The sequence below is a fragment of the Corynebacterium sp. KPL2838 genome, from assembly GCF_040225455.1.
GTDB lineage: Bacteria > Actinomycetota > Actinomycetes > Mycobacteriales > Mycobacteriaceae > Corynebacterium > Corynebacterium rhinophilum.
This window is the reverse complement of the sequence record NZ_JBEHFT010000014.1, coordinates 30591-52355: the sequence shown is the minus strand read 5'-3', so window position 1 is coordinate 52355 and position 21765 is coordinate 30591. Positions and strand designations below refer to the sequence as shown.

Sequence of the window (21765 nt, the reverse complement as noted above, 5' to 3'; positions counted from 1 at the left end):
AGTCTAAAGTTGTACTCGAAGGTTAAGCAAGCACCGCTTGACGGGGGTGTGCGCTTGGCATTTAATTGATCTTTAGAGCTTCCAACAAACCCCATTGGAGTAATTACGTGAGCATCACCGAGGACACTCAGTCCGAGTCCCAGTACGTCCAAGAATCCCTCTTTGATGTGGGACCGGACGAAGAAGTGGGGTACCGCGTGCCCATCGCCTGCCAGGTTGCTGGCATCACCTATCGCCAGTTGGACTACTGGGCACGCACCAACTTGGTCAACCCCTCCATTCGCACCGCCCGCGGCTCGGGTTCACAGCGCCTTTATTCTTTCAAGGACGTCTTGGTCCTCAAGATTGTCAAGCGCCTGCTCGACACCGGCATTTCCCTGCAGAATATCCGTTTGGCCGTGGAATCGTTGCATGACCGCGGCGTTAACGATTTGGCTGAGCTCACCCTCGTCTCTGATGGCACTACCGTGTACGAGTGCCGCTCCAATGATGAGGTCATTGACCTTCTCGCCGGCGGGCAGGGTGTCTTCGGCATCGCAGTGCCGGGAATCTTGAAGGAACTGTCCGGCACGATTACGTCCTTCCCCGCAGAGCGCATCGAGGAATTGCCCGATGACAACGTGGTTGGCTTGGATGAGCTCGCCGCTCGCCGCAACCGCAAGAGTTCCTAAGTCCTCTTAATAAGTTCTCCCTCCAGACCCCAGCTCACGGGGGTGGAGGGAGAACTTTTTTGTTTAAACCCCAGCGGCCTTATCCATCGCGGCGTTGAGGTCCTCCTGCGTACCCGCATCGACGCTAGTGAAGTTGTCAGCGGCGTTCTTTAGCTGTTCATCGATAGCCCCTGGGCCCACGTGGACGACGGATAGCTCTACGTTGTCTGACTTCGCGCCGTCAAGAGCGGCGGCAAACTGGGCATCGTCCATATCGAGCTCGGTGCCCGTTGTCACGAGGAGCACCCGTGCCTTCCGGTTGGTACCGGCGGCCTGATCCGCAGCGGTGTTCAGCGCGGCAATTGTGGCGCTGCGCGATTGCGGCACCCCACCGGTGCCGAATGCCGCGAGCGTCTTCGGCACCGCAGGGCCATTGCCGAATCCGAGGTTATCGCGGTAACCCACCGACGCGGTCTCCGAAATGGGGGACGAATAGTTCCACAAGGCTACCTGGCTATTGTTGTCACTCAATTTTTCCGCGGTGCCAGATAGCGCCTGTTGCGTTGCATCAAACATCGCGGTCATATTCGCAGAAGTATCAACGAGCAGGAGAGTATTGGGGGCCATCTCCACGGTGGAGGAGGAAGCCGAGCCCGAAGCCTCTTTGCCCTCTTCGCCGTCGTCCGGCGTACTCGGAGCGGAGGAGGAGACTCCTGGGCTGCTTTCCACAGGGGATTGGGACGCGGTTTCTGCGGCCGTAGGCTCTCCAGAGTCATCCCCAGCGCGCAACAGGAAAATCAACGGTGCGATGACGGCAAGGATTGCGATGATGATAACCGCGATAACCCAGCCAGCTAGTGCGAATCTGTTTTCCCCGTTTGAGTGCCGTGCCATGTAGTGCCTTTCTCCAAAACTCCCGAGCCAGCGCATGATGCGTTTAATCTAGTGTAACTGGCAATAAGCCCTTTCCATTACTGCGACAAGCCGCTCGCGCAGCGGTTGCGCTCGCTGCGCGAGGCCCCGTTGACGATTGACATACGTCGCCTTGCCCTCTGGTGTTTCAATAGGAACTACCCCAAGGCCCCAGTTACGGCAATCGTACGGGGAGGCCTCCATGTCAAGGATGCGGGCATCGATAGCCAGATCCAGGCAATCGAGGAAGAGATCACCTGGGACCAGGGGGCCCAGCTTCCACGCCCATTTATAAAGATCCATGGTCACGTGCACGCAGGCTGCCTGGTCGTTGGCAGGTTGATCCTCACGGTGGAGCACCGTCAAGTTGAGCGGACGCGCGGGCGGGGTAAAGAAACGGAACGCATCATAATGCGAGCACTTTAGGGAATGAGTATTAACGACGCGGTTGGTTCCTTCTGCGCCTAAGCGCAGCGGGAGATCATGGCGTGGGGAATCGGTGTGGTAAACCATCGCCCATTCATGCAGACCAAAGCAATCAAAGTGCACCGGGTTGGTGGCAGAGCGCCGCAGCAGATCCAAGATATAGTCAATCGAACTTCCGCGCCGTTGCATATAGGATTCCACGTCCACGGTGATGCCGTCCGCAGTCTCGTGGTAATCGCGCCAGCTAGCCTGCGGCGCGTTACCCTTGAGCGCCGTGTCGATGCCCGGGTGCCAGCGCTTTAGGTGCGATGGGCGGACAGGGTAGTACTCAAAGAGGAAATCAAATACGGGATGATAGCTGCCCGGATGGCGAAACCTCTCCAGGCGGTCCGCCGCCCGCCGTTCGTGCTCATTCATGCGGGTTGTCCAGTCAGCGGTAGATAAAACCTGCACGGGCGTCTCCTCCTTTCTATTGTGCTAGCGCTTAGCGACGCCGCCCCTTACCCCTCCTGGCTCCACCAACCTGCCGCTTTTGTTGGCGTGGGGGTTGTTTCTTTTGTTGCTGGCCCGCGCCGTTAGACCCGTCTTGGCCCGGCGGTGGAAGGGCCGGTCCGTGCGGCTTGCGGGCGCCGGTGACCGTGCGCAGCTCAGGAGCACCGGCCGGATTTTCGCGGTGGGAAATATCGTGTTCGGTAGCGCTCACACCGGCCTTCTTGATGAGGGTAGCTACTTCTGAGCGCTGTTCATCGGTGACCAAGGTAACCACCGTACCTGTTGCGCCGCCGCGCGCAGTACGCCCTGCGCGGTGGAGGTAGGCCTTGTGTTCTGCAGGCGGATCCACGTGGACGACGAGTGAAACGTCTGCAATATCGATGCCGCGCGCCGCGATATCGGTGGCAACCAGGACTGGAATGGAGCCATCGGCAAAGCCAGAAATGGCGCGGGTGCGCGCGCCCTGGCCCTTATCCCCGTGCAGTGGATAAGCGTTAATGCCGGCACGCCGAAGCTTTTTCACCTGCCTATCCACGCCGTGCTTGGTACGCATGAACATGATGGTCTTGCCTGCGCGCGCGGCGATGCGCATAACCACCTCGTTGCGGGCGGGGCGATCGCCGACGAAAAACAGGTGGTGCGACATCGAATCCACCGCTGCGGCAACTGGAGCAGTGGAGTGGACCACGGGATCGTGCAGGAATTGCTCGACCAGCTTATTAACATCCCCATCGAGGGTCGCAGAAAAAAGCAGCCGCTGACCGGTGGGTGGGGTGTAGTTTAAAAGCTTGCGCACCTGGGGAAGAAACCCCATATCGGCCATCTGGTCCGCCTCATCCAAGGTAGTGATCTGTACCTTGTCAAAGGACAACTTGCCTTGTGCGATGAGATCCTGAGCGCGACCAGGTGTGGCGACTAAGAGGTCCACTGGACGCGCCAGAGAGCGGATGTGGTGGTTGATATTGACGCCGCCGACCACCGCGAGAACGCGCAGCCCTAATGCGGCGGCGGGTTCATCGAGGCGTTGCTGGATCTGCGTCGCTAACTCGCGGGTGGGGGCGAGCACGACCGCGCGGGGCTGGCCCGGGGTAGAGGCGCCCGAGCCAGCCAATCGGGCCAATGTGGGAAGCCCAAAGGTAAAGGTCTTTCCGGAACCGGTAGGCCCGCGGCCAAGTACGTCTTTGCCTGCGAGTACATCCGGGATGGCTGCGGCTTGGATGGGAAATGCTTCCGTGATTCCTTGGTTGTGTAGAACGTGAACCACGCGCTGAGGTAAGCCGAGTTCGGCAAAAGTAGTCATCGTTGGGCAATTCTAACCGGTGGGTGCGCAAAATCCTGCATCGGGCAGCGCACGATTGGTGGACCACCGTACAAGTGAGAAATCCCATAGCAAAAATAGGTCCCTACTTTAGGTATTTCACTGGTTATTACCTAACGTGGAAGGTGGTGCTGGGAAGCACGCAAGATTTATTCCTCCACTCACCGGCCCCCCTCCAAGGGCCACACCGAACTGTTAAGGAGTCGTCTCCATGGCTCAAGCACAAGCAACCGCAGCCAGTTCTTCTTCCCACTCCTCGCCGCAGGAATCTACAGAACCCACGAAGAAGGAGAAATTTCACCTTGATGCCGTGTGGTTCGCGCTGGCCTTCCTGGCCCTAGCGGTCGTCTTACTTATCCCGATTCCGGGACTCGACTGGCCCGCTAAAGTGGCCCTAGGCATGCTGGCCTTTGCGGTGATCATGTGGGTGACCGAGGCCTTGAGCTATCCGGTGAGCGCCTTGCTGATCGTCGGCCTTATCTCCCTACTTTTGGGGCTCGGGCCGGATCCAGAATCCGATGGTATCTACGGCACCTCCAACGCCCTCAAGGTCGCGATGGCAGGATTTTCCTCGTCTGCGGTAGCGCTTGTGGCCGCGGCGCTAATCTTGGCCGGAGCGATGCAGGCTACGGGCCTGCATAAACGGATTGCGCTGTACGTGCTGAAGATCGCGGGGGAGAAGACCTCCCACATCGTTATCGGCGCCATCGCGATCGCCATCATCTTGGCCTTCTTCGTTCCCTCTGCCACCGCGCGTGCGGGCGCCGTGGTGCCCATCTTGCTCGGTATGGTGGCCGCCTTCGGCCTATCCTATGAGTCGAAGCTGGGTGCCCTACTCGTCATTACCGCAGCGCAGGCCGTCTCGATCTGGAATGTAGGTATTAAAACCGCAGCCGCACAAAACCTCGTGGCGGTGGGATTTATTGAGGATCAAATGGGGCAGTCGGTCTCCTGGGGGCAGTGGTTTATTTGGGCCGCGCCCTGGTCCATCCTGATGTCCATTGCGTTGTATTTCATCATGCGCGCTGTCATCAAACCGGAAACGGAACGCATTGAGGGAGGAAAGGAGCTCATCGCCAAGCAGCTAGAGGACCTCGGGCCCACCTCACCGGAAGAGAAAAGGCTCATCGGATTTTCCCTTCTCCTGCTCTTCTTCTGGGCCACGGAGGGACTGCTGCACCCGATTAGCTCGGCCGTCATTACTGCGGTGGCCGTTGCCCTGATGCTGTTACCGAAGATCGGCGTGTTTACCTGGCCAGAAGCGCAAAAATCCGTGAGCTGGGGTACCCTCATCGTCTTTGCCATTGGCATTTCCCTCGGCTCGTTCCTGCTGGATACGGGCGCCGCAACGTGGCTATCAGAAAAGACCTTTGGGTTAATGGGGCTGGATTCGCTGCCGATTCTGGCAACCATTGCGCTGGTATCGCTATTTAATATCCTGATCCACTTGGGCTTTGCCTCTGCTACCTCGCTGGCCTCCGCGCTCATCCCGGTCTTTATCGCCTTGGCCGCCACACTGGATGTGCCCAACGGCGGCATCGGCTTCGTGGTCATCCAACAGTTCGTCATCTGCTTCGGATTCTTGCTGCCTGTCTCGGCGCCGCAAAATATGCTGGCCTATGGCACCGGTGCCTTTACTACTAAGCAATTCCTGCGCTCCGGTATCCCGCTGACCATCGTCGGATACCTGCTCATCCTGCTGCTTTCTGCCACCTATTGGGCGTGGCTCGGCTTGGTCTAACACCAGGTACTAAAAAGGGAGGGCCTGCACGGTGCAGGTCCTCCCTTTTTATATGCAGCGCTTAATCCGTCTGCGTCAGGCTGCGATCGCCGGACCACTCGACGTGGAAGGTGCCGGGCTTGTCGGTGCGCTTGAAGGTGTGCGCACCAAAGAAGTCGCGCTGGCCCTGGATAAGGGCGGCGGGCAGGCGGGTGGCGCGCAGGCTGTCGTAGTACGACAGCGAGGAGGCAAAGACCGGAGCCGGCAGGCCCATCTGGGTTGCAGCGACGACGACGCGGCGCCACGGTTCGATGAGGTCTTCCAGCTCACCCTTGAAGTAGGGATCCAGGATGAGGGCAGGAAGCTCTGGATTGGTATCAAATGCCTCGCGGATGCGGTCCAAGAACTTAGCGCGGATGATACAGCCGCCGCGCCAGATGGTGGCCAGGTCACGTGGATCGACATCCCAACCGAATTCGGCGGAACCAGCCTTGATCTCATCGAAGCCCTGGGAGTAGGCGATGAGCTTGGCGGCATACAACGCACGGCGAACGTCTTCGATGAACGCATCCTTGTCGATGTCGAAGTCCGCGTTCGTGCCTGCTGGAAGCTGTCCCTCCTGCGCGGCGGCGCGCTGTTGGCTCGAAGAAGATAGTGCGCGGGCGAAGACGGACTCGGCGATGCCGGTAATCGGCACGCCCAATTCCAAGCCATTGATGGCGGTCCAGCGGCCAGTACCTTTCTGGCCGGCGGCGTCCAAGATGACATCGACAAGCGGGGCGCCCGTGTCCGGATCCTTCTGGGCCAGTACCTCGGCGGTGATCTCGATGAGATAAGAATCCAGGTCGCCGGAGTTCCATTCCTTGAAAATCTCCGCGATTTCGGCCGGCTCCAGACCCGCGCCGTAGCGCAGCAGCTGGTAGGCCTCGCCGATGACCTGCATATCGGCGTACTCGATGCCGTTGTGGACCATCTTGACGAAGTGGCCGGCGCCATCCGGGCCGATGTGGGTCACGCACGGGGTGCCGTCCACCTCGGCGGCGATGGATTCCAGGATGGGGCCCAAGGTCTCCCAGGACTCAGCAGGCCCACCGGGCATGATGGATGGGCCATTTAGGGCGCCTTCCTCGCCGCCGGAAATGCCCGCGCCGACGAAGTGCTTGCCGCGCTCGGCCACTTCCTTTTCGCGGCGAATGGTATCCGTAAACAGCGCATTGCCGCCATCGATGATGATATCGCCGTCATCCATGGCGCCGGCAAGCTGATCGATGACCGCATCGGTAGCCTTGCCCGCCTGCACCATGATGATGGCCTTGCGGGGGCGCTCCAAGGAAGCCACGAAATCCGCGATGGACTCGGAAGGAATAAAGTTTCCTTCGTTACCGTGGGCCTCGATAAGGGCGTGGGTCTTTTCCGGGCTGCGATTATAGACGGCGACGGTATTGCCATTGCGGGCAAAGTTGCGGGCGAGGTTGGAGCCCATTACCGCTAGGCCGACAACACCAATGTGCGCGAGTTCGTTCTTTTCAGTCATGTTGCCTATACTACGTCAACGCCTCACTTTCGCCGCGCTGGCGGCTAGGCTGGAAGACTATGTCAGATACCCAGATACTCAATGACTTACTTCATACCGCGCATACGCGCCTGCTCAACGAGGAGGAACTGGAGAAACTAAATGCGGTTAACGGCGGGCTTGCTGAGTTCATCGGGCTCACCTTCGACCGCGTGGGCCCGACCGAGGCCCGCGCACACCTCACCGTGACTCCTCAGCACCACCAACCGTGGGGCGTGGCGAATGGCGGGCTATATTGCACCATCGCGGAAACGGTGGCCTCCCTTGCCAGCGTCGCGGCTGCCGATGCCCCAGCGATGGGGGTCAATAACTCCACGGACTTCATCAAGGCGACAGGTGAGGGCGAGCTAGAAGCTGTGGCCACCCCCATTCAATTGGGCACGCGGACCCACGTGTGGAGCGTAGAAATGTGCCAAGGAGACACCCTAGTTGCACGCACCACGCTGCGCACCATGATTATGGATAAGCGCAGCTAGAGCCAGTGGTTTTTGCGGAACCACGCCCACAGGCCGCCCACGACAGCGACCATGATGATGATTGCCATGGGATACCCAAAGGCCCAGTGCAGTTCCGGCATGATATCGAAGTTCATGCCGTAAATACCCGCGACGAGGGTCGGCGCGGCCCACATGCCGACGACCGCGGAGATGGTGCGCATATCGGAGTTTTGCTGCATGGTGACCTTGGCCACCGAGGCATCAATAAGCGAGGTCAGGCGTTCATCGAAGCTGGCCACCAAGTCATTGACCACGAGCTCGTGGTCATAGACATCGCGCAGATAGGACCGGATCTGCTTAGAGATGAGGTCCTTGTGATCCGAAACCATCGCCTTTAACGCCGCAGACAGCGGGTAAATGGCGTGCTTCATTTCCAAGACTTCGCGCTTGAACATATATATGCGGTCGACGTCGAATTTGAGGTTGGGGGTAAAGATTTCCTCTTCGAGTTCATCGACTTCATCGCTAATTAGGCGCGCGACCTCGGAGTAGCGGTCAACCATCATGTCCAGGATCTTCCAGGCCATGGCGACGGGGCCGAGCTCCACCAAGTCCTGCTCGTCTTCGACTGTGTAGGCCAAGTTAGGCAGCTTTGCACCGTGGCGGACGGTGATGATGAAGTTAGAGCCCATAATCATCTGAATTTCGCCCGTAGAAATGATCTGGCGCTTATCTTTTACCTCATCGTGGTCGCGGTAATTCACCGAGCGCGCCACCACAAAGAGCTGGTCATCGTAGCGCTCCAGCTTCGGTCGCTGGTGGGCCATAACGGCGTCTTCCACGATGAGCTCGTGGATGCCAAATTGCGAAGCGATCTTCGTCATCTGGGATTCATAGGGCTCATGCAGGCCCACCCAGACAAACCCGCGGCCATATTCCGCCACGGTTTCCAGGGCGGAATGCGCGGAATACTCGCCGGGTAGGGCCTCACCATCGACGAAGACGCGGCAGTGCTCGATGGCGCGCTCCGCGGGAACCGGTGGGAAGGAAGGCTGACTAGGAGGCGTGGGTTTCTTTCGGCCCCTAAAGGGCGTGGGTACGGACGGCATCGTTTCAGCCTCCTTTGCACGGTAGTGCGGATAGTAACGCAATCAAGTAGTAAAACGGGCCACGTTTTAAGCAGCGGGTAAAGCTTACACCGACGGTGGGTAATATAATCGAATCTATGCCTACGTGGAAAGAAGTTACCGAAGCCAATCCCGCCCACTCCCATAATTTCGCCCGCAAATGGAAGATGCTTGAGGCGCAGGGCAAAGACATTCATGGGGAGGCCCGGCTTGTCGATGCCATGGTGGAACGCAATTCCACCATCCTCGACGCCGGCTGTGGAACCGGCCGCGTCGGCGGGGAATTGCTGCGCCGCGGACACAGCGTGGTGGGCATCGACGTGGATCCCATTTTGATCGAACACGCCGAACATGACTTCCCAGACGGCGAATGGTTCGTCGGGGACCTGTGCACCGAAGAGGTTCCTGAAGGACCCTTTGACCTCGCTGTTTCTGCGGGAAACGTCATGGGCTTTTTGGCCGTGGACGGCCGCGAGGAAGCCCTGCGAAATATTTTTAACTCTCTGACCCCCGGCGGGCGCTTCGTCACTGGCTTTGGGGAAGGCCGCGGTTGGGATTTCCAGGACTTCCTCGATATGGCGCAGAAGGTGGGCTACCGCGTTGACTTCACATTCTCTTCTTGGGACATGAAGCTATTTTCGGAGCATTCCACCTTCTTGGTCGCCGTGCTTTCTAGGCCTGGCGCGGATCTATTGGCTTAAGGTTTTAAAAGCGCCGGTCCGCTTGGTCGAAGAAATCGACCTCGTGGATGCTGGCGCTGATAAAGGCGCGCTCGGCACGGGTCCGAGTGGCCTCATCCGCCTTTTCTAAAGTTTCCTCCACAATCTTGATGCTCTCGCGCACCCCGGCGAGGAAATCTTCCCCGCCGTAGACCTCCAACCAAGCATGGTAGGGGTGATCGGGCGAGTCGAATTCTGCCAAGTGCAGGCCTACCTCTGCATACAGCCAGTAGCAGGGAAGTACCGCCGCGATGCCAACCGCATAATCATCCGTGTGCGTGCTGCGGATGAGAAAATCCGTATAGGCACTGGTGACCCGCGATGGCGCCGTAGTAGCAGAATCCTTCAACCATCCGCGGTGCAGTTCAGCCTCCTCCGCGAGGCATTCGTAGGCGCCCTGCGCCCAATGCAATTGCTGTGCGGTATCGGGCGCTTGGCTGGCCAGGCGAGCCAAGGCCTTCGAGTAGGACGCCAGGTATTGCGAATCCTGATCGAGGTAGAAGCTGAAAGCATCGTTGGCAAGTGCCCCGGACCCCAGCTTCTGAATAAAGGGTAGTGCCTTTACCTGCTCCCAGTGCTCCGCCGCGATATTCCACAGGCGCTGCGTGTACGGGCCAGCGGCCGCTACTCGCGGCTGTTCCGGATTTTCTACCTCTTTCACAGGTCCAGCCAAGTGAGGAAGCGGTACGGACGACGCAGCCCGCATCAAGCGCTGCGAGCGGTGCAGGTGGTCTACCGGCCCGCTGCCTTTGCCGACGGCCAGCGCATCCGCGTTGGCAATCGCCTCGTGCAGCCAGTCCGTGGACCACTCTAGGGCGGTGACGGCATCATCGCCTGCACCTAGCCGCGTTGCTAGGGCAGAGGAGAGGGAGCAGCCCGTGCCGTGGGTATTCTTGGTCTGCACTCGAGCCGATTCCACGCGGTGAACCTTGCCATCGGCAGTGACCACGGCGTTATCGGCAATCGCCGAGTCGAGGTGCCCGCCCTTGACGATGACCGCCGTATTCGCCTCAGCGGCCCACGTCTTAGCCACCTCGATGGCACGGTCCAAATCCGTGGCTTCCTCCGTCTGCGTCAGCACGGCCAGCTCCTTGAGGTTGGGCGTGATGACATCAGCTCGGGAACACAGCTCGCGCACCGCCTTTTCCGCCTCTGGGTCCAAGAGGCGGTCGCCACTGGTGGCCACCATGACAGGGTCCAAGACCACGGGGACGGACGGGTCGATCTGGTCGAGGAACGTGCATACGAGGTCGGTGATGGGGGCATCGGCAAGCATGCCGATCTTGATGGCATCGATGTTTACGTCTTCGCGGACGGAATCCAGCTGCTCTTGGAGGAAATCCAGCGGCGGGACGTGGACGCTGCGCACGCCCTGGGTATTTTGGGCCACCAGCGCGGTGACCACGCTCATTCCATACCCGCCCGCGGCGGCGATGGACTTCAAATCGGCCTGGATACCGGCTCCGCCTGTGGGATCGGTTCCAGCAATCGAGAGAATACGGGGGTAGGTTCCTTTAGCCACAGTAGGCCTCCTTTAGGTTGTGTGCTGCCGCTGCCGGGTCATCGGCAGCCATAATGTCGCTGACCACGCAGATCCCTGCGAAGTCGCTTGCAGAAAGTTCGTGGACATTGTGTGCCTTGATGCCGCCGATGGCGACGGACTCGATGCCGCGTTCGCGCGCCGCGGTGGCAAGCCGCCTGGCGGCCTCGGCACCGATTCCCGCTGGCGCATTCTTCTTGGTCGCCGTCGAGTGAACCGGGCCGATGCCAATGACATCGGGGGCCTCCTGCGGGTCAATGGCGTCCAGCTCTTCCCGCGTGCCCACAGAAAGCCCGATGAGCTTATCGGGGCCGAGCAGCGTGCGGGCTTGGTTAAAATCCATATCGTTTTGGCCAATGTGCAGGTGGCATCCCACCCTGGCCGCTACCTCGGCGCGGTCATTGATAAAAAGCGGTACGCCGCCTAAGACCTTTATGAGTGCGCGGGCGGTAGCCTCGACCTCCTCGTCGCTGGCTTCTTTATCGCGCAATTGCACGACGGTAGCCCCGCCGCGCACCGCCTCTTGCACGATGGGAACGACCTTGTCCCGCCCGCCGGCGAGCTCAGGATCGGTGATGAGATACAGCGTCCAATCGATGCTCATGACAGCTCCGCAATGTCTGCGACCTCGGAGGCAGAGATGCGCTCCTCGATTGCATCGGTGGACAGCCCATACAGCGCATCGAGCCAGGCAACCGCAAAGGAGCCGGGCGCCGTGGATTTCTCCGCGGCAACGCTGCCTGCGGCCCCGACATGCGCATGCGCTGCGATGATCGCTGTGAATGGATCCTCCCACGCTGCCAGGTAAGCCGCGCAGATAGCGCCCAGCGAACAACCCGTGCCGATGACGTTTTGCAGCATCGGGTGTCCAGACCCGAGGCTTACCGCACGCGGCGTTTCGCCTGCCTGCACGATGAGATCCGTGGGGCCAGACACGGCAATTACGGCTCCAGTATCCCGGGACAGTTTGAGCGCTGGTTCCAGTGCCGCCTCCACGCCATCGGTAGATTCCACGCCGCGCCCGCCGGCTCCGGTTCCGGCCAAAGCGATGATTTCGGAGGCGTTGCCGCGAATCGCCGTCGGGCGCTGCGGCAAGACTTCATGCATGAACTCGGTGCGCTTTTGCAGACCACCCGCGCCGACGGGATCGAGGACCCACGGGTTTCTAGCCGCGGTCGCACCGGCGATTGCCTCTCGCATGCCGGCGTATTGCTCGGAATTCGGGGTTCCGCAATTGATAAGCACACCGCTGGCGATCTTCGCAAAATCTTGCGACTCATCTGGGGTATCTACCATTGCCGGGCTGGCGCCGATGGCCAAAAGCGCATTGGCAGAAATATTGCTGACGACCTTATTGGTCAAGCACTGAATAAGTGGAGCGGTATCGCGCACCGCATCGTGGGCGCGGAGAAATGAACAATCCACAACAATCCCTTCGCTAGTTCTAACTGAGAGCAGGTTCAATGGGTGTATCTCAGCCACTGCGTGGCACCCCATGTTGTAATGCCCAAGCCTAACAAAAATGGGAAAATAGGAACGAAAACCACAAAAGCCGCCGCCCACAGCCCCATAGCGGGGTAGTAGGACAGCGGCTGGTACCGAGGAGGATTTAGTTCTTTTCTTCTTCCGCCTCATCGATAAGGTTGCGGGCGATGCGCTGCTGGGTAGTAATCTCCAGGTTGCCGCGGTTGCGGGAGAGGATATTAGCCGCCCAGTTGACCAATACAGCCAAGCGGCTGCGTAGACCAACGACGTAGGTCAGGTGCAAGGCCAGCCATGCCAACCAGCCTGGGAAGCCGGAGAATTCGGTCTTGCCCAGCTTCACAACGGCATTGAAACGGGTCACGATGGCCATCGATCCCTTGTCGAAGTACTCGAAAGGTTCCTTTTCATCGGCCGTGGACTCCTCGTCCACCTTGGTCTCGATGAGCTTGGCGACGTGCTCGCCACCCTGAATTGCCACCTGTGCCAAGCCCGGCAGGCGGTTCAGGGACATCATGTCACCGATGATGTAGACGTTGTTGAAGTCACCAACGGTCATGTCATCGTTGACGGAAACGCGGCCCGCGCGGTCAGCCTCGACTCCGGCCTGGTCAGCGACCATCTTGCCCAGTGGGGAAGCGGAAACACCAGCGGACCAGATCTTGGTCGCGCCCTCGAGGGTGACCTCTTCCCCGGTCTTCATGTTCTTGTAGGTCACGGAGTCTTCGTTGACGTTGGTCACCATGGCGTTCAGGCGAACGTTGACGCCTTCCTTCTCTAAAGTGCGCTGAGCACGGCGGCCGAGGCGCTTGCCAAACGGAGGGAGTACCTGCGGCGCGCCGTCGAGCAGGTAAATCTTGGCGGCGGAGGTGCCGTAGGTGGAGTAGACATCGCTAAGCGTGCGGTTAGCCAACTCAGCGATCTGGCCGGTGAGCTCCACACCGGTCGGGCCGGCACCGACGATGATGAAGGTCAGGAGGCGCTCGCGCTCAGCGGGGTCATCGGTAAGCTCAGCTTTTTCGAAGGCGGAAATGATGCGGGAACGCAGCTCCAGGGCATCATCCAAGGTCTTCATGCCAGGGGCAAACTCCGCGAAGTGGTCGTTGCCAAAGTACGACTGGCTGGAACCAGCGGCAACCACGAGGGAGTCGTAGGAGTAGGTGCGCGAAAAGTCATCGAGCTCGGCGGTAACCGTCTGGTCCTCCAGGTTAATGTCGGTCACGTTGCCGTTGACAAAGTCCACATTATCCTGGTTGCGCAGCAGCTGGCGGGTCGAGGGGGCAACCTCACCAGCGGAAATCATGCCGGTAGCCACCTGGTAGAGCATTGGCTGGAACAGGTGGTGGTTCTTCTTATCGATGAGGGTGATCTCAACATCGGCGTTCTTCAACTTCTTCACAGTGTTAAGACCGCCGAATCCACCGCCAACCACGACGACGTGGTGACGGCTTCCGTTTGGACGATAAGGGGTATCAGTCATGGAATTAATGCGACCTTCCTCGAGAAAGCTTATTTAAGTACCCGTATAGTGTAAACGCTCGTTACATAACGTGCATACTTGATACCCATTTACATGCGTTTCAGGTTTCCTTTCATGCGGAGCGCCTTAACCGAAACCGCTCAGAATCTGGCTAAAATAAGCCCAACCGTGACCCTTGCACCCAGGAGCGCTCCCCAAACCATGAGTTTTTCCACCCCCGAGCATCTACGCTCCATCGACGCGGAGGCATGGCCCAATATCGCGACCGTGCCATCGCAGCGCTGGGCGGCGCTAAAATCCCGCCGGGCCGAGGCAGAATTCGCCAAGGCCTGCGATAATGCCGGCTTGGAACTGGAACTCGATGCTGCTGGCGGCCCCGATTTGAAGATAGGCCACGATGCATTATTCGAGCGAATCGCCGCCACCGGATGGTTAGGCTTCGCCGAAAGCTATATGGCAGGCGAGTGGACCGTCTCATCCTCCACCCAATTAGTGAAAGTTTTAGGCAAACTCCTGCAGGTGGGGTATCTTCCCAAACCGCAAGGGGTAAGCGTGCGCGATTCTGAGCCAGGGGAGCTGCCTCTCGACCTAGTGCGCCTCTATGCTGGCGATGGTCTAAGCCACGTTGGCGGGATCTTCTCCAGCGGCGTGCCGACGACGATCCGGGAAACGGTCGAAAGCTTTAGTCCAAAGGCCGGCGGCAGGGAACCGAAGAGCCACTTTGTCGATGTCACCACGGTGAGCGAACCCACCAACGTAGACCGGGATGACTTGGGCGAGGCGCAGCGTAGGGCGGCGGATTGGCTTCTCGATGCCACCCGCACCGGCGCCGGCACCCACCTTCTGGTCTATCCCGCGGCCGGAATGCAGGCCGCGATACGCGCTACCAAACGCCGCGCCACTGTCGATGTCCTGACCAGCGATGTTGAACAAATCACCCAGATGCGCGAGGCGCTTGTCTTCGCCGGAACGGAGGACTCTATCCACGTAGAGCGGATTCCGGATTCTGTTCCGAGCCCGAAGCAATGGCGCGGGCACTACGATGCGATCATCAGCGTGGAAAAGTTCGAGCAATTAAGCCCGCGAGAGCGAAAGGCCTATATCCGAGTCCTCGACCGATTCCTTACCGCAAACGGTCGGGCGGCTTTTCAATCCATCGTGGCCACCGAGTCCATGTCGGAGGCTGCCCGAGCATCCTTGCAGGCCATGCGGGCCTATATCTGGCCAGGACTCGACTATCCGCTGACTATGGACGTGCACCGGCTCGTAGATAAGAACTCTCACCTGCGCATCGTGTCCGAAACGCACGTGGGCAGCCACTATATTGAATCCCTGCGCCAGCAGCGATCCTTTTTTGATGGGCACCTTCGCGAGGCCGCCGCTGCCGGCTTTGATCCGGTTTTCCGCAGGTTATGGACCTTCCAATTCGCACTTCGCGAGGCGCTCATGACCCTCGGAATGATCGATTCCGTCCAATTCGGCCTGACCCACCGCAATCGCGGCGGGCGCCGTTAGGCTTTCTAGTGCTTTTAGTGCGGAAGCTCATCGAATTCGTCTAGCAAATCGACGCTCGGGACGAAAAAGTTCGTTCCAGTCAGGGCGGTGGAGAAGTCCAGGATTCGGTCATAATTGCCTTCGGGATCGCCGATGAACATATTGCGCAAACGCTCGTTGATATCTTCTGGGTCCTTGGCATATCCGATGAAGTAAGTACCCATCTCACCTGCGGCAAAGGAACCAAAGACCATGTTCTCGCGGTAGATATCTTCCTCGAGGTCATTGAGAGCGACGTGGGAATTTGATGGCTGTGCATCCTCATCGAGCTCCACGTCATCGGCCTTGGTGCGCCCGATAACGCGTTCTTGCTCTTCGGTGCTGATGCCGCTCCACTTATCTAGGTCATGCGTGTATTTTTGCACAGTGACGTAGGAGCCGCGGGGATAATCGGCGTCATCGGCAAGCAGCACTGTCTCTAGGGCTTCCTCGGGGAGGGGATTAGCGGTGCCGTCCACAAAGCCCAGGAGATCGCGCTGGTCCAGGTACTTGAAGCCCTGGGTCTCATCGATGACGGTGGCGGCATCGCCCAGCTGACGCAAGACCTGGCGCGCCATCTCGTGGCAGAGGTCATAAGTATTCGCGCGGAAATGCAACAGGATATCGCCGGGCGTGGAAGGCGCCTTGTACGCGCCCTCGAGCGGCTCGAACTCCTTGAGCTTGTCCGGCCGGGGAGCGCTGGTGAGGCGTGGCCACATGGACGCACCGATGCCAACGACTGTATACAGCTCGCCCTCATTGTGGCGGAAATTGACGGACTTGAAAGTATCGCCAAATGCGGAGAGCATGTCCCGAGTGGCTTGCTCGCCGCCTTCCGCAATGTCCAAGACCAGGAACAGGGCGGCGCGGGAAGGCTTAGTGACAACGCGTTGAATAGTCATGAGTTCCAGCATATGTGTTGGCTTTCGGCGGTGCACGTTTGGTGTCGTGTGCTGACGCCGCTTGCTGACGCCGCTTGCAGGCGTGAGGCGTTGGCATGGCGTGATGCGTTTTTGCAAATAGCGAGCCGATCTGGGGGTTTCGAAGGCCACTACTTGTAAATTTGGAACAAACTGCGCCCGGAGTGGCTTTGCCATTCTTGGATGAAAGGCCTCGGCACGATGGGAGGGGCGTTCATGGATCTAAAATGACATAATGTACATTATCGGACAATAATGGAGATCCACAGGTTAAGTTGAGGGCGGTTTGAGCATAATCCCTTAGGCTCGTGGATTCACTCCGAGGTTTGGCTGGCCCACCTGTTGGCGCGCGCTAAGACCTTGAGAGACTCGAAGGTTCTGTGGCCAAGGTGGGCTCGATCCCTAAGCTGCCAGAGCTTAGATGCCTGAAGCGAGCCGTGCTTGAGGATTCGTTTCGGCGAGGCTCGTGTGGGGTGTCTGGCAAGCGGCACGCCACGACCTCGGAAGGCTCGGACATCCGATTGGGCGCAGATTCGCTTCAGGCGGGCCTTTCCTGCCGCTGGACCTTGGCACACTTATACCCCGTCATTTAGTCACTGTGACGTTAAAACAAGAGGAACGCTATTTATTTTTGTAGCCGCTCCACAGCTGCCAGATGGTTAATACGGCTAGCAATGCTGCAAACGCCGTGACTAGCCACATCTGTTGAACCGCAACGAAAATCGAGAAAGCTATGACGACTACGAGGCGGAACCACAGTACGGAAATTAAACGTCGAGAATTCACGGTCTAGTCCTTATTTAAGGAGACGCGCAGGTTGATCTCGCCGTCCTCGGCAACCTTTGCCGCCAGCATGTCTGGCGTCTCCACGTTGTAGTCCAGGCGGTTGATCGGAACGTCTCCGCCAATGACGATATCGTCACCGTCGCGCAGGACATCGAACTCGTGGGTGATTTCCTGCGTTTTATCCTTGATCGTGAGGTCACCGGTGAGCTTAACGGAGCCGATGGTGCCGTCTTCGGGGACATCGGAAAGCGAGGCGGGCTTAGTAAGTGTGAAGGAAGACTCTGGGAAGTCTGAAGTCTTAAAGAGCTTGGACTTCATGTTTTGGTCGCGGACCTTCTTGTCCGTGGTGAGGGCATCCATATTGACCGTAATGGTGGCGGATTCCAGCCTGGAATCGGAAATCTCCGCCTGGCCGGTAACCTCCGTGGTCGATCCAGAGGTGGACGTCCTTTCCGCCGGTAGAACCTCGTCGAAGGTAAAGCCCACCGAGGTGTGATTATCGGCGCGGCCCTTGGCCACGGACCAGGAACCCTCGAGCGGAGTTGAGGCTGCCTCGGCGCCATCGGCAGTCACGGGCTCTGTCTTGACGCCGCCGCTTTTGAAAAGCGAGTACACAATCGGGCCGATCGCTACGGCGGTAAGCACGAGGATTAAAACCACGAAGATGGAAACGACGAGTTTCCGGTTATAAAAAAGCTTTTTCATCTACTATCGAAGTCCTTCTAAACGCCGAGCCAGCGAAATAAGCTCCTCACACAGACTGGAAAGCTCTTCCGCGCTCGCGCCTTCTTCTGCGGCGGTTTGAATGTCTTCTGCGGAGCACCGCAATTCAAAAAGGCCGTCGCGCAAACCTTGCACTTTATCTGGGCTTAAGATTACTGCATCGGCAGGAATATCCGTGCCACTAACATTGTTTCTTTGTTCATAGGCACGCTGTTTGCACGAGGCGCTGCAAAACTTACGTGGTCGTCCCCTACCGCCTTGGTCAATATCCTTTCCACACCATTGGCAGGAACCGACATTGCTTTCACGACTAGCTGTACGGATCACTAGATACACTTTAGTCCATTAAACGGCGGGCTGGGAACAATACCGCGTGGGTGTTCGTTATAATAAATAGCTCTTAGGCGAAACTATCGCCGTCAATCAGGGATCTCTTTGAAAAGGATGATGTTGCATGGCAGATCGCGTACTCCGTGGCAGCCGTATGGGTGCAGTCAGCTACGAAACTGACCGCGACCACGACCTCGCACCGCGCCAGATGGTGAAATACCGCACGGACGATGGTGAAATTTATGAGGTGCCCTTTGCACATGAGGCAGAAATCCCTGAAGAATGGATGTGCAAGAATGGCAAGCTGGGCCACCTCGTAGAGGGCGAAGGCGTGGAAGCTAAGCCCATCAAGCCACCTCGCACCCACTGGGATATGCTGCGGGAGCGCCGTTCCATCGAGGAACTCGATGAGCTTTTGGAAGAGCGCATTAACCACCTGCGCTCCCGCCGTCGGACCGCTGCTCGCCTCCTCAAGGAGCAAGAACAGCAGAAGAAGTCTTAAAGGCTCAAGCGGAATTAATTTAAGCCCGTACCCTGGCTGCCATATTGGCACGGGGTACGGGCTTTTTAGCTGCCTAGGTTATTTCTTCTTGGTCAGCTGGCCCACCTGGTGCTTGACCAAGTATCCCAGCTCATTGGCCAAATTGGTGGCCCAGCCCACACCGTTGCGCGCCTTCTGGCCAGCATTGTGAACGGAGCCGTGTTTGACCTCGTGGTCCGCCAGCTTGGACATCTCGCCGGCAAAATCTTTCACCTGCTCCGCGCGGTGGGCCACGCCCCACTTGGTTACCTCGAAGAGAGAGTCCTTGACAAAGGAACCATCCAGCTTGGACTCGCCGTACTCGCGCTCGGTGAAGGTGATGGGTACCTCGCGGATATCGTATCCAGCCTTGACTGCGCGGAAGGCCAGGTCCACCTGGAAGATGTAACCGGCCTTAGACAGCTCATCAAAGTCGATGTCTTCCAAGAGTTCGCGGCGGAAGGCGCGGTAGCCGGCGGTCATATCGGACAGGTCGGTACCGAGCGCGAAAGAGATGTAGAGGTTGCCCAAGCGGGACAGGTACTCGCGGGATGCCGGCCAGTTGACGGTCTCGCCACCCGGCACGTAGCGGGAACCGATAACGAGGTCAGCGCCCTTGTCACTCTCTTCCAGCAGCAGGTGCAGCTGTTCTGGGGCGTGGGAGCCATCAGCATCCATTTCACAAAGGACCTGGTAGTCGCGCTCCAGTCCCCATTCAAAGCCTGCGATATAAGCGCCCAAGAGACCGCCCTTGCCCTCGCGGTGCAGCACGTGAATGTGGTCATCTTCTGCTGCGAAAGCATCGGCTTTCTCGCCGGTGCCGTCGGGGGAATTATCATCCACAACGAGGATGTGAACCTCTGGCAGCGCCTCGCGGACACGGCCGGTAATCAGGGGAAGGTTTTCAATCTCGTTATACGTTGGGATGATAACCAGCGTCGCAGAATCAAGAGTGCTCACAGTAATTAATGCTCCTACTTTTCTTTAGCGCCGACACCGCGAGGTGTACGACCCAATCGGTTGGTACGCACGGCAACGAGTGCGCAGACGGTACCAATAATAACCATCAGCCACTGCATGAGCGAACCGTAGCGCACCGAAAATGTTTCACCGGATTTCAGCGGCAGGCTTTCTACCAGTGCCGCGGGCTCAAATAGCTCCGTGGATTGGCTCACGCTGCCGTCTGGGTGCACGAGTGCGGAGACCCCGGAGGTGGCTGCAACCACGACGGCGCGGTCGGTTTCGAGCGCCCGCAGCCTGCTCATGGCCAGCTGCTGGTACGTCATATCGGAAAAGCCGAATGTTGCGTTATTGGTTGGCGTCGTAAGAATCTGCGCGCCGTTTTTGATGGATTCGTGGAAGGCGTTATCGAAGGAGACCTCGTAGCAGGTCGCCACACCTACCGCGACGGTATTCATGGAGACCACACCGGGCCCGTCCCCTGCCTTGAAATCTCCAGCAAGGGCAACGTAGTCCGAGAAATGCGCGAAGAAGTCCCGCATGGGCATGGTCTCACCGAACGGTTGCAGGTACTTCTTATGGTGGTGATCGCCCACACCGTGGCCGGGGGTAAAGACTTGCATGGTATTGCGCGCGCCCACCTCATCGCGGGTGGCGGTACCGACCAACACGGGAGCGTCGATGGCATCGACGGCACCGCTAATGGCCTGGGCTGCTTCGCCGTCGCGGAAAGGATCGATATCGGAAGAATTTTCCGGCCAGATCACCAGATCTATATCGTCTTCGCGGCGCGCGAGTTTCTCCGTTTCCTGGACGTGGTTATTCAGGACCGCGCGACGCTGCCCAGCGAAGTCCAAACCGCTGCGCGGCACGTTTCCTTGGATGGCCGCCACCTTGGTATCTCCCACTTTGGTATCTGCGGGATCGATTCCGCGCCCAGCCGCGAGTCCCGCAACGAGCGGGAGGATGAGCGCGGCGCCAGCGGCTACCTTTACCCGCCCGCCTCGCACTAACAAGCCGGCAAGGCCGCAGGCACACAATGCCGTTGCCACCGTAATCAGCGAGGTCCCGCCCCACGGCGCGAGATTGGCTAAGGGCCCTTCAATTTGTCCCCATGCCAGTTTGACCCAAGGGAAGCCGCCAAAGGGCACCGAGGAACGCAGGACCTCTACGGCGAGGTACACGAAGGGAAAGACCAGGAATCCGTATCGCCACCGCGCCACAGCGGCCCCGAATATCCCTAAAAGGACCGCATATACCGAAAGCCAGATAGCAAGCGCCGCATAGGGAACGGTGCCTACCAACTCGCCAATCCAGGGCAGGCTCAGCAGGTACAGGATCAGCCCGTGTGTCACCGCCAAAAGGGCGCCTAAGGATCCGCGCACCTGCCGCTCACGCCATGGCATCAGGCTCACATACAGCAGGGCGATGCCAATAATCGCGCCCCACCACCAGCCGCGCGGCTCAACAGCGGTAAAGGTCAGCGCACCAGATATGCCCGCTATGACCAAGCGGGCGAAAAATACGGCCACTTATTTTCCACCCTGCGAATTATCATCGCCGCGGGGACCGAAGTCATCAGGATCTAGGTTCTCGGACCAGTTGCGCAGCTCTTCCTCGTCGATTACCTCGTGGGAGTCGCTCTGACCAGACGATTCCCCAAAGGATCCAAAATTGCCATAGCTATCGTGCTGCTGTGCCATGGGCGATGCCTCGTAGATGCGCACACCCATCTTCTCTACCTTGCGGTAGATGGATACGGCCATAAACTTTCGAAAGAGCGACCGCGTTGGGGCGAAGATGAGCAGGATCCCCATAAAACTAGTCAAAAATCCGGGCAGGGACAGCAGCATGCCACCGGCCAGGGTGAGGCCCACATTCCCGGCGGTTTTGCCCATATCGTTATCGCGGACGTAGTAGGTCCCGTCACCGGCCTGCTCTACTTGTTTACCCATCAACCGGCGCACCTCAATGCCGGCGATGGACATGCCAAAGAACATGGTGATGAACAGGGCAATGAGCGCCCAAAAGACACCAATCCACTCGGCGACGGCCCAAAACGCTAGGGTTTCCGCCAGCATATAGAGGACGAGATATAAAAACGGCATAGTTCCCAG

The 21765-nt window shown here is 58.8% G+C and carries 21 protein-coding genes and 1 riboswitch; of the genes, 6 read left to right on the top strand and 15 right to left on the bottom strand.

Translation table 11 applies throughout. From position 1 onward, the window contains the following. Positions 1-107 precede the first annotated feature (107 nt). Positions 108-671, top strand: a complete 564-nt coding sequence (locus ABRP98_RS06535; RefSeq protein WP_005282882.1) for a MerR family transcriptional regulator — start codon at positions 108-110, stop codon at positions 669-671. A 63-nt stretch (positions 672-734) separates the two neighbouring features. On the opposite strand, the gene ABRP98_RS06530 is transcribed toward ABRP98_RS06535, so the two are convergent. The 3 genes from ABRP98_RS06530 to ABRP98_RS06520 all read right to left on the bottom strand — a co-directional run bounded on the left by ABRP98_RS06530 (position 735) and on the right by ABRP98_RS06520 (position 3780). Further along, on the bottom strand, positions 735-1544 hold the full coding sequence (locus ABRP98_RS06530) for a vWA domain-containing protein (protein ID WP_349858174.1): 810 nt from the start codon (positions 1542-1544) through the stop codon (positions 735-737). Positions 1545-1592: 48 nt separating this feature from the next. Continuing rightward, positions 1593-2405, bottom strand: a complete 813-nt coding sequence (locus ABRP98_RS06525) for a 3-methyladenine DNA glycosylase (protein WP_502878787.1) — start codon at positions 2403-2405, stop codon at positions 1593-1595. 67 nt (positions 2406-2472) lie between these two features. After that, positions 2473-3780, bottom strand: a complete 1308-nt coding sequence (locus tag ABRP98_RS06520; RefSeq protein WP_349858169.1) for a DEAD/DEAH box helicase — start codon at positions 3778-3780, stop codon at positions 2473-2475. Between the two features lie 229 nt (positions 3781-4009). Here ABRP98_RS06520 and ABRP98_RS06515 point away from each other — a divergent pair, with 229 nt between their 5' ends. Further along, positions 4010-5539, top strand: coding sequence for an SLC13 family permease (locus ABRP98_RS06515; protein ID WP_349858167.1), 1530 nt, complete (start codon positions 4010-4012; stop codon positions 5537-5539). A gap of 61 nt (positions 5540-5600) precedes the next feature. Here the strand turns inward: ABRP98_RS06515 and gnd are convergent, their stop codons facing one another. Next, a complete protein-coding gene (gene gnd / locus ABRP98_RS06510; protein WP_349858165.1) occupies positions 5601-7052 on the bottom strand; it encodes an NADP-dependent phosphogluconate dehydrogenase in 1452 nt (483 codons plus the stop codon). A gap of 59 nt (positions 7053-7111) precedes the next feature. Here gnd and ABRP98_RS06505 point away from each other — a divergent pair, with 59 nt between their 5' ends. After that, a complete protein-coding gene (locus ABRP98_RS06505; protein WP_349858163.1) occupies positions 7112-7567 on the top strand; it encodes a PaaI family thioesterase in 456 nt (151 codons plus the stop codon). Here ABRP98_RS06505 and corA read toward each other — a convergent pair. Next, a complete protein-coding gene (gene corA / locus ABRP98_RS06500; protein ID WP_284637338.1) occupies positions 7564-8637 on the bottom strand; it encodes a magnesium/cobalt transporter CorA in 1074 nt (357 codons plus the stop codon). The genes ABRP98_RS06505 and corA overlap by 4 nt on opposite strands. A 116-nt stretch (positions 8638-8753) precedes the next feature. Between corA and ABRP98_RS06495 the strand changes: the two genes are divergently transcribed. Beyond that, a complete protein-coding gene (locus tag ABRP98_RS06495) occupies positions 8754-9356 on the top strand; it encodes a class I SAM-dependent methyltransferase (RefSeq protein WP_023017516.1) in 603 nt (200 codons plus the stop codon). 4 nt (positions 9357-9360) lie between these two features. Here the strand turns inward: ABRP98_RS06495 and ABRP98_RS06490 are convergent, their stop codons facing one another. From ABRP98_RS06490 to ABRP98_RS06475, 4 genes are all read right to left on the bottom strand, one after another. Next, positions 9361-10896: a bifunctional hydroxymethylpyrimidine kinase/phosphomethylpyrimidine kinase gene (locus ABRP98_RS06490; protein WP_349858160.1), complete on the bottom strand. Its 1536-nt coding sequence runs from the start codon at positions 10894-10896 to the stop codon at positions 9361-9363. Continuing rightward, positions 10889-11518, bottom strand: coding sequence for a thiamine phosphate synthase (gene thiE / locus ABRP98_RS06485; protein ID WP_349858158.1), 630 nt, complete (start codon positions 11516-11518; stop codon positions 10889-10891). Before thiE ends, ABRP98_RS06490 begins: the two co-directional genes overlap by 8 nt. Beyond that, complete coding sequence (gene thiM, locus ABRP98_RS06480; protein ID WP_349858156.1) at positions 11515-12339, bottom strand: hydroxyethylthiazole kinase; 825 nt, start codon at positions 12337-12339, stop codon at positions 11515-11517. The genes thiE and thiM overlap by 4 nt, the downstream gene beginning before the upstream one ends. After that, positions 12327-12420, bottom strand: a riboswitch (TPP riboswitch). Its footprint overlaps the gene before it by 13 nt. 103 nt (positions 12421-12523) lie before the next feature. Next, complete coding sequence (locus tag ABRP98_RS06475; RefSeq protein WP_349858154.1) at positions 12524-13876, bottom strand: NAD(P)/FAD-dependent oxidoreductase; 1353 nt, start codon at positions 13874-13876, stop codon at positions 12524-12526. 201 nt (positions 13877-14077) lie between these two features. Between ABRP98_RS06475 and ABRP98_RS06470 the strand changes: the two genes are divergently transcribed. After that, complete coding sequence (locus ABRP98_RS06470) at positions 14078-15391, top strand: class I SAM-dependent methyltransferase (protein WP_349838509.1); 1314 nt, start codon at positions 14078-14080, stop codon at positions 15389-15391. A gap of 14 nt (positions 15392-15405) precedes the next feature. Here the strand turns inward: ABRP98_RS06470 and ABRP98_RS06465 are convergent, their stop codons facing one another. The 3 genes from ABRP98_RS06465 to ABRP98_RS06455 form a co-directional block, all read right to left on the bottom strand. Then, positions 15406-16311, bottom strand: a complete 906-nt coding sequence (locus tag ABRP98_RS06465; RefSeq protein WP_284796137.1) for a Dyp-type peroxidase — start codon at positions 16309-16311, stop codon at positions 15406-15408. An 807-nt stretch (positions 16312-17118) separates the two neighbouring features. Beyond that, entirely contained in the window at positions 17119-17820 is a 702-nt protein-coding gene (locus ABRP98_RS06460) for a YceI family protein (protein ID WP_349858152.1), read from the bottom strand. Between the two features lie 3 nt (positions 17821-17823). Next, positions 17824-18165, bottom strand: coding sequence for a hypothetical protein (locus ABRP98_RS06455; RefSeq protein WP_042403724.1), 342 nt, complete (start codon positions 18163-18165; stop codon positions 17824-17826). Between the two features lie 127 nt (positions 18166-18292). On the opposite strand from ABRP98_RS06455, the gene ABRP98_RS06450 reads away from it, so the two are divergent. Continuing rightward, positions 18293-18670: an RNA polymerase-binding protein RbpA gene (locus ABRP98_RS06450; protein ID WP_005279221.1), complete on the top strand. Its 378-nt coding sequence runs from the start codon at positions 18293-18295 to the stop codon at positions 18668-18670. A gap of 78 nt (positions 18671-18748) precedes the next feature. Here ABRP98_RS06450 and ABRP98_RS06445 read toward each other — a convergent pair whose 3' ends face one another. Genes ABRP98_RS06445 through ABRP98_RS06435 form a run of 3 tightly spaced genes read right to left on the bottom strand, consistent with a single transcriptional unit; the run spans position 18749 to position 21756 of the window. Continuing rightward, on the bottom strand, positions 18749-19648 hold the full coding sequence (locus tag ABRP98_RS06445) for a polyprenol monophosphomannose synthase (protein WP_349858150.1): 900 nt from the start codon (positions 19646-19648) through the stop codon (positions 18749-18751). Between the two features lie 14 nt (positions 19649-19662). After that, complete coding sequence (lnt, locus tag ABRP98_RS06440; protein WP_349858148.1) at positions 19663-21180, bottom strand: apolipoprotein N-acyltransferase; 1518 nt, start codon at positions 21178-21180, stop codon at positions 19663-19665. Beyond that, on the bottom strand, positions 21181-21756 hold the full coding sequence (locus ABRP98_RS06435) for an FxsA family protein (RefSeq protein ID WP_349858147.1): 576 nt from the start codon (positions 21754-21756) through the stop codon (positions 21181-21183). It abuts the gene before it with no gap. Positions 21757-21765 lie beyond the last annotated feature (9 nt).